Raw genomic sequence first — 12,552 nt, 5'->3', positions numbered from 1 at the left:
TACTCACATAACACGCTATGGCTCACATGCGGCAAGCTTGGAGCGCAATGACTAGTTTGATGCCAAAGTGTAGACGCTGTAAGGAAAATATCTTACTAATCGTCACGCTCTATTTGGCGTATAGTTATTTCCCGCATATCGCGCGGCCTCGACATCTATCTTCTGAATTCGCACAAAGAAAGGTGGAGACAAAACAAAAGGTTTCCCGATGCGGTGTCACGTCATTTATGGGAGTGGGACGGAGTCAGCATCGAGTCTACGACGATGTGGCGGAGTGGCGCGGACGGACTCCATTTCAGCTTTCGCGAATAATCGTGGCGCGTTTGGCTCTCTTAAAATTGTCAGCACTGTTGTGTAATGTAAAAATAAAGTAATATACTTAAATTAAAAACCGCACAAACATTAAGATAAATGAGCAAAATAATTTCATCGATACCGGGACGTATAAGAGTTCGTGATAAAAACTTGCGTGATCATGATAGGCTCGGCCAGCTGAAAAAAGAGTTATCGAACATCGCAGCTATTTTCGAATTACATGAAAATGTCCGTACAGGAAGCCTTTTGATTCGTTTCGACAGGAATGCCATTGAACTTGCGGCTATCGAATCAAGCATCGATTCCGCAGTCGATGCAGTCATCGGGATGTTACCAAAACCGTACACTCCGTTGAGTAAAAAGAATTTCAACCGCGTTAATAAATTAATCATGTTATCGAGTTTTGGTACATCGATTGCCGCACTTGCAATTCCGAACCTAAGTCTCCGGAGATTTTGGCATCAATCGACCGGCTGGTTATTTGTCGCAAACCTGGGGGCGCATTTGTACATTTATCGTAAATCGTTGAAGCGATTGTTTCCATAGGAGATTTAGAAAAGTTTTTCAGTCTTCGTCCCGCATTACGATGATAAATCTGCATTGACGCTTATTTGGCATACGATGGACTGCGATTAAATTAAAAAATTATCTGATCGCCATAACTATTGCGTTGCCTTACGCAGCTCAATCCAGGAGCGGATCTTATTCATAATCCGGTTTCGTAAGGGTGGCTTGGAGAACAACTGTTCGTGATGGTTCTCGCCCGCTAATGCCATGACTTCGTTATCGCGGTGATTTTCTTCGGTTAGGGCAACGAAGTCGCGATCGCCCCAGGCCGGGGTGATCGGGTCAAGTTCGGAATAAATCAACAGATATGGCGTATCAAAATTTGCCATCCCACGCCTGAAGGTAATGATTTCCTTTTCCACCGCCAACACATAACGCAGTACCGAACGGCGTATGATCAGCGGATCGGCCCTGTGCCGCCGTCGCTCTTCCTCCCAATCGCTCAGATAATTAACCACCCAACCCGGCGTCGTCGGCGAAAACAGCTCGCGCATACCCGGCAGCGACAATAACTCGATGACGCCGTCCTGAAGCGGCACGGTAATCGCCGCCAGCAGTTGGTTGAACAATAGCAGCGGCAATGCTTCATCGTGGGGATGCAGGAAATGTTCGTGGGTATGAAAGGTAAATGCAACGAAGGGATTTTGCAGCCAGCCGCGCCAGCCGGGAATCTGGGTCACCGAGAATGCCGGGCCGGTGAAGACGATGCCGCCGATTCTGTCTCGTAGCGCTTTGTTGTCGGTTTCCAGCAACCACGTGGCGGCGACCAAGGAACCGAGGCTGTGCGACAGAATGAATAGCGGTAGCGCTTTCCCGGCTTTGCTATGATGGCCGCACCGGCCCGATAGATAGGTCAACGCGCGCTCCAGATCATCCCGCATCGGCTGCAAAGTGCGCAATTGGGCCTGTTGTAAAAAAGCATTGGCAATATCCTGGCCGTCCTCGCCATTTCGGATGTTTTCGTCGGCCCGAGCAATAACGGAATTGCTCAGGCCGTGGGCGCTTAAATCGAGGCCTGCGACGACAGCATTATTGGCGAAATAACGAGCGATATCGCCATACCGGCCGATGTATTCATTCATGCCGTGGACGATCAGGATGCATGCTTGCGCGGCTCCGTCTTCTTGCGGTTGCAGGATTTGCAAATGCCTTTTTTCGCCGTTTGCGGAAACCGCAATCTCAACCGCTTGACCCCACAACGGATAAGGAGCATCGAGAATTTGCGAACGGGCGCAGCCACTGATCAACATAATTAACAGCAAATAAAACAATAGTCTTTGAACGCGACATGACATGTCAGGAAAAGTCGATCAGCCAGGCGTCGTGAAAGTGATGTTCGATCAGATAAGCGGGCAGATTGGTCCAATGTTGCACGCTGTCGAGAATGGCCGAATCGGATGTGATCGCGATAGCCTTACTAGCCGCGATGACCATATCCGGGTTGTCGGGCAACTCCGCCCGCCAGTTCCAACCGTTCTCTTCGGCGATCGTTCTGACCGACTGTGCCAATCGCGCACTGTTGGAGATCGGTCTATCGAACAACCACTGGACCGAGGACGGATGGAATAACGCCAGCGTTCGCCCGATTAACTCAATCACGGAACGGGTTTCTCCGACCTGATGATAGGTGCCGTGCACACTGGCCAGGTCACGAATGCAGCCGTCGCGGCAGCGCAGCAATACCGCGCCGGCCATCGCCGCTTCCAAGGTGATGATCAAATTGAATCCGTCGACCATGAGGGGGCGGCCTTCGCTTCGCTGCAGTTCGAGCCGTTTTGCCTCGCGTGCCCGCATTTCTCCCTCGGAACAAGCCGCCCGGCCGATGGCCAGCCGCTGCCGTTTGTTTAACTGATGATGATCGCCGACCAACTTGATCGTCGAATGCCTGGCATAACCTCGGTCAAACAACCAGCATAGTTCATAAACTGCGGCCTTTAATTGCCGCAGTTGAGGATCGTTAAATAACCTCTCGTCATCGGGATGGGCGTTACGATGGCGTTGTGCCAGTGGATTCATTATCTCAATCTTTATTTGAAAAAGACATTATGTCCGTATTGCCGCCGTTATGTCATCGCGGTTGTAAAGTTTTATACCGTTTGTTCTTCAAATTTCGGCATTTATCCAAGGCGTTACAAGGGAGTTTAGCAGGGGTTTCGACACCAAGGATGCCTCCAGCACCTAAATTAACGAAGATGATGGGCATAGCCAATAGTCTATGGAATTTAGGTGCTGGGTGAACGGCGTCCTCTTATAGACGCCCCTGTGCCGAAATTTCATAAAACATGAGTATATTGCAGTATCGCGAAGAAGCCGAGCGGGAAAACATCGGTTGCTAACGATTAAACTTTACCAGCAAGCGAACCCGATGCGAGAACGGAGGAGCCACAGGTGCTGTGGATAACTCTGTGGATTAACGGTATTTCGGGCCCGGAAAGCGGTAAATTCACAATCGTTTTGCTTGATAGATCTACACACATAAAACAAACTAATATATATAGATCAATTATTTATAGAATAGTGTAGACTTTCCTTGAAGCATTAGCTGTGCACAATAAGTCAAAAAGCCTGTGCTGTGTGTAATTAGTAGCGAAGCAATATCAAAACGGCATTATTCAGTTCGCAGTGCTTCCAATGGTTCCAAACCAGCGGCCTTCATCGCCGGCATGACTCCGGTGATCATGCCGATTAGTATAGACACACAAAAAGCCGCGGCAATATAGGTCCAGGCCAGTTCAACAGGCAATTGCGGCACGGCCCAATTGATCAACTGGGCCGTGCCGATGCCGACGGCAATGCCGATGATTCCACCGACCAGGCTCAACATCAACGCCTCGGCCAGGAAAATCTGAAAAATACTGATTTGAGTGGCGCCTATCGCACGCAACAGGCCAATTTCGGATACCCGTTCGGAAACGGCGATCGTCATGATGGTCAAGATGCCGACCGAACCGACGAGCAAAGAAATCCCGCCTAATCCGGCTACCGCCAACGTCAAAATGTTCAGAATCGAATCCATGGCTTCCAGCATCTGATTTTGCGTGATGATGGTGAAATCCTCCCGGCCGTGGCGGGCAATCAGCAGCCGCCGAACGGCATCTTCGACGTTTTCTGCCGCTATATCGCTACGATATAACACATCGATTTCCATCAGACTTTCCCGGTCGAACATCTCCAATGCTTTTCCGGTCGGAATATAAATCGTATCGTCCATATCGAAGCCGACCATCTGGCCTTTCGATTCCATCACGCCGATGACCCGGTAACGGTCGGCGCCGATACGAATGCGTTGTCCCAACGGATTGTCGGAGGCGAACAATTCATCGCGCAGCTTACTGCCCAATACCGCAAAAGCCCTGGGATTGCTACTTTCACCGCTGGGTAGAAACCGTCCCTGTTGTACCTTGATTTTCCAGACTTCCGGTACCGCCGGGCCGACGCCGAATACATTGGCGCGGCGTTGTTTCTCTCCGGCCTCTATTCTGGCATTTCCTTGGACCAGTGGCACTGCGGCAATCACTTGCTCCAGTTTTTCCAGGCTGACGGCATCGGCTAGCGTGAGCGGTCTGACCGTGCTGATCGTCGCGCCGGAGAGCCCCATCGTCGTCGTTTTGCCGGGAAATACCGCTAACAGGTTGGTCCCGAACTGGGTAAATTCGGCCAGAATATACTGATGCACGCCACGGCCGATCGAGGTCAAAATGACCACCGCGGCAATCCCGATCACTAAACCCAGTGCTGTTAATATCGAACGTAACTTATGACAGATAATGGTGCGATAGGATAAGGTGGCGAGATCGATAAGATTCATTATCGGTTCCTGGGAGTTACGGTTATCGAGCCGGCAGTCGACAGCAAATTGCTTTTTTAAACAATGATATACTACTCTATGATTAAGAGTCATTGAATAAAGGCTAGGCGGCTCATTAGCTCATCATCTTTTCTAATGAAGCGAGGCCATCATATGCATTAATAGTTGCGTTCAATTATTCTTTTTTCGCCAAGATCTTCATTTAAGGCTCCGCTATGGCGTTAACATCATGAGAAAAAAAATCAATGTTCTCATCGTCGATCATTCACGATTGTTTCGTACGATATTGAGCGATGTTCTCCAACGCCACGGCTACACCAGTTTTTTCTGTTCTAGCGGCGCCGAAGCATTATCGCAATTACGAATTCAGCAATACGATCTGGTTTGCGCTCCTTATCATCTCAGCGACATGAGCGGGAAAAACTTATGTCAACAGGTGCGCGCCATCCGTCATTGTCAAGAGACCCGAATCATTCTGTTTACCGCGGAAGAAAACGAAAATCTGTTAAAACAGGCCCTGTTGGCGGGGGCCACGGATATATACAGCAAGCAACAATTCGCCCAGTTCGAAGTTTATTTGCAGCGGCTTGCCGAAGATTTATTCAATAATGTTATCGGTCAAGTGTTGCTGATCGAGGACTCTCCCAGCCAATTATTGTGGCTGGAAAGATTACTGAAGGAACGGGGACTGGAAGTCGATGCTTATTCCAATGCCGAGCGGGCGTTAGCGGCATTTGAGGAAAACACTTATGACTTGGTCGTCACCGATATTGTGCTGGAAGGCTCAATGTCTGGCTTGACATTGGTCCGAGAGATTCGGAGAAATCCGACGGACAAAGGCCTCACGCCTGTTTTCGCGATCTCGGCTTACGATGACATATCGCGCCGTATCGAGCTTTATCATATCGGAGTCAACGACTATATGACCAAGCCGGTTATCGCCGAGGAATTCGTTTACCGCACCGCCAATCTGATTCGCAACCAGCGCATCGTCAACGAACTAAACGCCGAACGGCAACATCTACAGGAAATCGCTCTGCTGGATCCGGTCACCGGTCTGTATAATCGCAATGCCTTCGACAAACTCGCTCCCAAGGAATTGGCGACGGCGTTTCGTAATCAATGCCCGCTCAGCCTGGCCATCCTGGACATCGATTATTTTAAGAAAATTAACGATACTCATGGCCACGATATCGGCGACAGGGTGCTGGCCGATGTCGGATTTTGGCTGCGGAATATTTTGCGGAAAGGCGATTTGGTTTTTCGTTGGGGGGTGAGGAGTTCGTCATCATCATGTTGAACTGCGCCCCCGAACAGGCCGTCAACATCATGGAAAAACAGCGCGAACGCTTCAACAAAATGAAGTTTGCCGATTTAGCGTTGACTGCCAGCATTGGCGTGAGCGGTATCGTGGATTATCGCGAAGGTAAGTCGCTACAACAGCTTTTCAAACAGGCCGATGGAGCGGTTTACGCCGCGAAGGCCTCCGGCAGGGACCGAATTCGTTTGAATTGATCCGTTATTCTCTTCATTTGGTCCGCTCTAGTCTCCCTGTTTTCTGTGAAATCCTTCCCGGCCGATGAACATGGCCGATACGTCCTCTATCTCCTCAAGCTGCGCGCCGCGCCGGCGGTCGGTTTCGCGCCGATCTCGATTCACAATATCGGCTTTCTTGTTGTTCAAACGCCGGTCATTATGCCAGTCCCGTTGTCTATATTCCCTGACGGCAATATGTTTGCCCATGAATTTTTTACAGTTCAGTTTTTTAATGACTCTTTCCGCTACCTCATCCGGCTCGATGTTGACCAGACCGTGATATTCCAGTTTATTCAAGACGACATCCTTGAACACCAAAATCTCGATGCGTTTGATATGGCCTTTTTTCTTGAACAAGCCGCCTTTTACGGACGGTTCGATGAATTCCCGAATATTATGGCGTTTGGTTTGGGCCGGTATACCCCCGCAAAAAAACAATCATAGCTGACCTATTACAAAAAATGCCCCGGTTGCGTCCTGACACAACCGGGGCACGAGAACCAAATAACGACCTTAAATCAGACCGTTTTCGATCACAGGCATGACCCAGTAATGAATACCGGCGCCGGAAAAATCCGCTTTCAGTTTTTCAAGTAAAGCAGATAAATCGTTTTTATCAATATACATCTGGAAACGAATTTTGCGTTGCCGGCCGGTCACTTGTTCGGCCAGGGAAAGGCCTTCGTTGCGATGATCGTGAGCGGAGACAGGCAGGCTGCTGAATCCGTGCTCCGACTCAAAGGTCAACAAGCAATCGACGACCGCTTCTTCCAGGCTGGGTGGGACGTTTAAAGTGATTAAAAATTCATGATGGTTCACACTCTTTCCTCCTTGGGTTGCCCGAACAAACGATAGAGTATCGGTAATAGGATCAGGGTCAGGAAAGTCGACGATACCAGGCCGCCGATCACGACGATTGCCAGAGGGCGTTGAATTTCCGAACCCGGGCCGGTCGCAAACAGCAACGGAATCAGGCCGAAGGCGGTGGTGCAGGCGGTCATTAACACCGGCCGCAAGCGCCTGCCGGAACCGACCAATACCACTTCACCCAGATCCATGCCGCCAGCGAACAACTGGTTGAAATAATTAACCAATACGACACCGTTCAACACCGCGATACCCAACAGCGTGATGAAACCCACCGAAGCCGGCACCGACAGATACTCGCCGGAAATCCACAGGGCGAACACGCCGCCGATCATCGCCAACGGAATATTGGATAACACCAGCGTAGCTTGCCTGACCGAGCCGAAGGTGGAAAACAACAACAGGAAGATCAATCCCAACGATACCGGTATCACGAGCGACAAGCGCGCGGCCGCGCGTTGCTGGTTTTCGAACTGACCGCCGAATTCGACATAATAGCCGGTCGGCAACTCTACCCGTTCGGCCACGGCCTGGCGTGCCTCGTCGACGAAACCGACCAGGTCGCGGTCCACCACATTACTGCGGATCACGACGAAACGCTGGCCCCGTTCTCGTTGTATCGATACCAGCCCTTCGACGTGCTTGATTCTGGCCACTTCGGTAATCGGGATATGGCCGCCATTGGGCAGGGCGATCTGCAGATTCTCGAAAGTGGCGGTATTGCTGTCGCCACGCACGATCAGCGGCGTTCTAATGACTCCTTCCTGTACAATGCCGACCCGCAATCCCTCGATCTGCGAGCGTAACAGGGTTTGGATATCGTCGCTGGTCAAGCCCCAACGTCCGGCTGCGGATTTGTCGATTTCCAACTGCAGGAATTGCATGCCTTCGTTCTCGCGGGTGAATACGTCGCTGGAACCTTCTATGCTTTTTAATACCGTGACGATTTCCTGCGCCTTTTGATTCAATACATTCAAATCGGTGCCGAACAGCTTGACCGCGACATCGCCCCGGGTACCGGTCAACATTTCCGACACCCGCATCTCGATCGGCTGGGTGAAGCCGAAGGCGATGCCAGGCGTCTGCGCCATCGATCGCCGGATCTCGTCGATCAATTGCTCCTTGATCTCGATCTTCTCGCGCCACTGATCCTTCGGCTTCAAGACCATGAAGGTATCGGTATCGTTCAGACTCATCGGGTCCAAACCGAGTTCATCGGTGCCGACCCGCGAGACGACATTGACCACTTCGGGAATGTTTTTCAGGATGTTTTTTTGTACCTGGACATCCAGCGCCACCGACTCCTTCAGGGTAATCGACGGCAGTTTTTCCAACTGCACGATGATATCGCCTTCATCCATGCTCGGCATGAACGTGCTGCCGATTTGAGTAAAAACCAGTACCGTGACCACTAACATCGCGCCCGCCGCCGCGAAGACCTTTTTGCTGTTATTAAGGCACCAAGCCAAAAACGGCTGATAGATCTTCTGCAATTGCCGTGGCAGCCAGGGTTCTTCGTCGGAAACCTGTTTCAACAGGAACGACGCCAGAACCGGGATCACGGTCAACGACAGCAATAGCGAACCGGACAGGGCGAACACGATGGTCAACGCCACCGGCGTGAACAGCTTGCCTTCCAGGCCCTGCAAAGTCAGCAACGGCAAAAACACGATTACGATGATCGTCGTGCCTGATACGACCGGCAAGGCCACTTCCCGTGTCGCCCGGTAGATACTGTGCAGATGCGGCAGGCGTTTGGATTTTTCCTTGTCGGCGAACAACGTGGCGACATTTTCCACCACCACGACGGCGCCGTCCACCAACATGCCGATGGCGATGGCGAGGCCGCCCAGGCTCATTAAGTTGGCCGACATGCCGGTGTAATGCATCAGGATAAAGGTGAATAGCGCCGCCAACGGCAAGGCCAGGGCCACCGTCAAGGCGGCGCGCAGATTGCCGAGAAACAGGATCAACGTCACGACAACCAGCAAGATGGCTTGAATCAGCGCGTCGGAGACGGTGCTGACCGCTTTTTCAACCAACGTGCCGCGATTGTAGAACACGTTGACTTTGACGCCTTCCGGAAAACCCGTACTCAACTCTTCCAATTTGGCCTCGATATCTTGCACGGTCTGTCGGGCATTGGCGCCGCGCAGGCTCAATACCAAGCCGGTCACGGCCTCGCCCTTACCGTCTTTGCTGACCGCACCGTAGCGGGTCAAGGCGCCGATGCGGACATCCGCAATATCGGCCACGGTAATCGGCACGCCCTGGTGTTCGGCGACGACGATGGAACCGACATCATGCTCGGTCTTGATACGGCCCTCGGCCCTGACGATCAGGGTTTCCTCGCCTTCGGTCAAACGGCCGGCGCCGTCGTTGCGGTTATTGTTTTGTAATGCTGTGACCAGCTGCGTGATGCCGATGCCGCGTGCCGCCATTCGGGTGTTGTCGGGCACGACCTCGAAACTGCGCACCAAACCGCCCAGAGAATTGACATCGGCCACGCCCGGTACTGTTCTTAGGGCGGGGCGGATCACCCAGTCCAGCAAGGTGCGACGTTCCATCAAATCGAGGTCGCCGCCTTCGATAGCGAACATGAACATTTCGCCCAACGGCGTCGTCATCGGCGCGATGCCTCCCTCGATGCCGTCCGGCAAGTTGCCCCAGATCGTATTCAGGCGTTCCGCGACCTGCTGGCGGGCCCAGTAAATGTCGGTGCCTTCCTCGAAATCGATGGTGATATCTGTGATCGCATATTTGGCTAGCGAGCGCAGCATGGTTTGTTTGGGTATCCCGAGCAATTCGTATTCCAACGGCGTCGTGATCTGCGCCTCCACTTCCTCCGGGGTCATGCCGTTGGCCTTGACGATGATTTTCACCTGGGTTGGAGAGACCTCCGGGAAGGCGTCGATCGGAATTTTCTGGAAGGCCAGATAACCGCCGCCGATCAGCAGCAATATAAACAAAAGGATTAAAATGCGTTGGCCCAGCGCGAAACGAATCAGAGCACTCATCATTCGCCCTCGCCCAGACCCAACCAATTCGCTTTCAAGGCCACTGCACCGCGCACAGCGATTTTCTCATCGCCTTTGAAAGGTCCCCGGATCACCGAGTCGCCGCCCTGTTTGCCGATTACCGTCACCGGGGTCACGGCAAATCCCTCGGCATTACGAACAAAGATATAGGATTCGGCCTCGTTTTGCGCGATCGCCACATTTGGCACTCTATAAGCCGGTTCACCACTGGTTTGAATGATTTGGGTATTGACGGTCTGTCCGGCGCGGATTTCGTTTTGATCGTTGTCGATCACGGCGCGCCCCAATACCGTCTGGTTATCCGGGGTGACGCTCTGTCCCAACATGCTGATTCTGGCCTTGACCTCGCTGTTTTCCACCCGCACCAGATCACCCACTTTAATCAGTCCCAAGCGTTCTTGAGGGATGTTGATTTCCAACCATAACTTTTCCAGATTAGCGATACGATACATCGGTGCCAAAACATCCAGCCGTTCTCCGGCGACCACCATGCGTTCCAATACCACGCCCTTGATCGGCGAGCGCACTTTCAGTTGACTGCTGAGGCGGCGCGTTTTATGCAATTGCTTGATATCCGCCTGCGACATGCCGGCGATTTCAAGCAATTGTTTCGCTTCGTTGAATTCGGATACCTTGCTGTTATATAGGCTGCTGGTCTCCTGCCAGCGACGATCGGATATGACGCCCTCCTGCAACAGTTTTTTATCGCGCTGGTAGGTCAGCCAGGCCAGATGTTCGTCGTTGCTCGCTTTTAGATATTGGCGTTGCAGGGCAAGCAGTTCGGGACTGCTGATATAGGCCAGAATTTGATCTTTTTCTACGCGGTCTCCGACCGCGGCCTCCAAACGGCTGATCAAACCGACCTGCGAAGTGCTAACGATGAATTCCTGACTGGGCGGCACCACCACCTTGGCCGGCGCATAGAGCAAGGGTATCTGTTCGACGGCTTGCAGATGGCCCAGTTTGACGCCCAGATTGTAAAACTGCACTTGGGAAATATGGATTTGCTCGGTTTCGGCGTGAACCGACATGCTGACGATAAACAGCAGGGTGTATAAAAAAATTCTCATGGTAGGACTCCGACCGCCTGATTATAAAAGGCGATATTGCGTTGTTGCTGGACTTGGTGCTCTTTGGCATGGCGGATAGCGTTGTTGGTCATCGCCTGGATTTTCAATAAATCCATCAGATTGATTTCACCGGCAGCGAAGCTGAGCTGGGTCATTTTCAGATGCTTTTCGGCGATATCCTTCATTTCGTCGGCGATGGCTAATTCCGCCTCATCCACTTCCAAGTTATGCCGGGCCTCATGCAGGTTTTTTTCCAATTGGCGATAGAGATGTTCCCGTTCGGCCAAGATCTGGTTCAACTCCACATTGACTTGGGCAATCTGAGGATCGAGAAAAGAGCGGCCGCCGAAGGGAATTGATATACCGGCGCCAGCGCTTTGCAGGGAACGTTCGCCACGTTGTCCCCGTTCGTTCTGCATGCCCAATTGAAACACGGGCTGACCCGAGCCCTGGCTTTTGGTCCATTCGACTTCCGCCCTTTTGCGCTCGATCCGCGCGGTCACCGCCTGGAGAAAAGGATGTTGCTCGCCGATGTCGGTTTCTGCACTTAACTGCTCTCTGAAATTTTCCGGTATCCTGGTGATGCCGGTCAGACTTGCGTAGGCTTTCCGTGCGTGCATGACTCTTGCCTCGGCCTGGGTCAGCAGCGATTTTTTTTGTAAGTAATCCGACTTGGCCAACAGATAATCGGAACGGGGCAAATCGCCCAATTCGACTCGCTGTTGAATCTTCTGCAACAATTTTTCGGCAATTTCCAGGATTTGCTTATCTTGCTGGTAGCGAATTTTTTCCAACGCCAAATCCCATAACGCCGCCCTCACCAAACCAGCGACTTGCAAGGTCAAGGCGGAGGAATGCTTGTCCGCCGATAATTGCGCCTGTTCCGCCAAGCGTTGGCCGACAGAGCGTTGATTCCAGTTCCATAATGGTACATTCAATTGCGCGGAGATCTGTTTGTAGCCGATGTTGTCCGCCACGACATCGTCGAGATATTGCACCGATAGGCTGGAAGCGCCAGCCACCAAACTGTCGCCACGTTGTTTCAAAGCATCGGCTTCTTGCTGCAGGGCCGGATTTAACAAGTGGTCCGGGTATTTTGTCACGGTTTGTTCGATTAACTGTGGTAGCGTCAATTGGCTATCGACACTGATCGGGTCAACGTGTTCGACTACATAGTCTGGTTCGGCGTAACTCATTGCGGTCGATAAACACATGACCGGTAGCCAGTATTTGACAAGGCGAGAGCCTTTCATAATAAAACTCCGATTGAGATTAAATCACTCATAGTCAAAATAGGGTTTGAAAACGGTCGCTAATGCCCGCTAAGCAAGTACTCAACCCGAGATTGATT

9 protein-coding genes and 1 pseudogene are annotated in these 12,552 nt (G+C 51.8%); 2 read left to right on the top strand and 8 right to left on the bottom strand.

What is annotated here, in order from left to right; translation table 11 throughout:
- Positions 1-411 precede the first annotated feature (411 nt).
- The gene (locus EP25_RS0112345; RefSeq protein ID WP_031434176.1) at positions 412-861 is read left to right on the top strand and encodes an HMA2 domain-containing protein; all 450 of its coding nucleotides are present in this window, start codon (positions 412-414) and stop codon (positions 859-861) included.
- A 116-nt stretch (positions 862-977) separates the two neighbouring features.
- On the opposite strand, the gene EP25_RS0112340 is transcribed toward EP25_RS0112345, so the two are convergent.
- The 3 genes from EP25_RS0112340 to EP25_RS0112330 all read right to left on the bottom strand — a co-directional run bounded on the left by EP25_RS0112340 (position 978) and on the right by EP25_RS0112330 (position 4,690).
- Positions 978-2,132, bottom strand: coding sequence for a serine aminopeptidase domain-containing protein (locus EP25_RS0112340; RefSeq protein WP_235185893.1), 1,155 nt, complete (start codon positions 2,130-2,132; stop codon positions 978-980).
- A 46-nt stretch (positions 2,133-2,178) separates the two neighbouring features.
- Positions 2,179-2,898: a DUF434 domain-containing protein gene (locus EP25_RS0112335; RefSeq protein WP_031434174.1), complete on the bottom strand. Its 720-nt coding sequence runs from the start codon at positions 2,896-2,898 to the stop codon at positions 2,179-2,181.
- 592 nt (positions 2,899-3,490) lie between these two features.
- Complete coding sequence (locus tag EP25_RS0112330) at positions 3,491-4,690, bottom strand: ABC transporter permease (protein ID WP_031434173.1); 1,200 nt, start codon at positions 4,688-4,690, stop codon at positions 3,491-3,493.
- Positions 4,691-4,919: 229 nt separating this feature from the next.
- Here EP25_RS0112330 and EP25_RS21975 point away from each other — a divergent pair.
- A pseudogene (locus tag EP25_RS21975) lies at positions 4,920-6,205 on the top strand (diguanylate cyclase).
- Positions 6,206-6,232: 27 nt separating this feature from the next.
- On the opposite strand, the gene EP25_RS0112320 reads toward EP25_RS21975, so the two are convergent.
- The 5 genes from EP25_RS0112320 to EP25_RS0112300 form a co-directional block, all read right to left on the bottom strand.
- The gene (locus EP25_RS0112320; RefSeq protein ID WP_051906626.1) at positions 6,233-6,664 is read right to left on the bottom strand and encodes an RNA recognition motif domain-containing protein; all 432 of its coding nucleotides are present in this window, start codon (positions 6,662-6,664) and stop codon (positions 6,233-6,235) included.
- 75 nt (positions 6,665-6,739) lie between these two features.
- A complete protein-coding gene (locus tag EP25_RS0112315; protein ID WP_031434171.1) occupies positions 6,740-7,045 on the bottom strand; it encodes a DUF3240 family protein in 306 nt (101 codons plus the stop codon).
- The gene (locus tag EP25_RS0112310; RefSeq protein WP_031434170.1) at positions 7,042-10,110 is read right to left on the bottom strand and encodes an efflux RND transporter permease subunit; all 3,069 of its coding nucleotides are present in this window, start codon (positions 10,108-10,110) and stop codon (positions 7,042-7,044) included. Before EP25_RS0112310 ends, EP25_RS0112315 begins: the two co-directional genes overlap by 4 nt.
- On the bottom strand, positions 10,110-11,201 hold the full coding sequence (locus EP25_RS0112305) for an efflux RND transporter periplasmic adaptor subunit (protein ID WP_031434169.1): 1,092 nt from the start codon (positions 11,199-11,201) through the stop codon (positions 10,110-10,112). Before EP25_RS0112305 ends, EP25_RS0112310 begins: the two co-directional genes overlap by 1 nt.
- Positions 11,198-12,454 (bottom strand): TolC family protein, encoded by a 1,257-nt coding sequence (locus tag EP25_RS0112300; protein WP_031434168.1) that lies wholly within the window; start codon positions 12,452-12,454, stop codon positions 11,198-11,200. Before EP25_RS0112300 ends, EP25_RS0112305 begins: the two co-directional genes overlap by 4 nt.
- Positions 12,455-12,552: the final 98 nt, after the last annotated feature.

The sequence above is a fragment of the Methylomarinum vadi genome (genome assembly GCF_000733935.1).
Taxonomy (GTDB): Bacteria; Pseudomonadota; Gammaproteobacteria; order Methylococcales; family Methylomonadaceae; genus Methylomarinum; species Methylomarinum vadi.
This window is presented reverse-complemented; position numbering and strand designations above follow the sequence as displayed.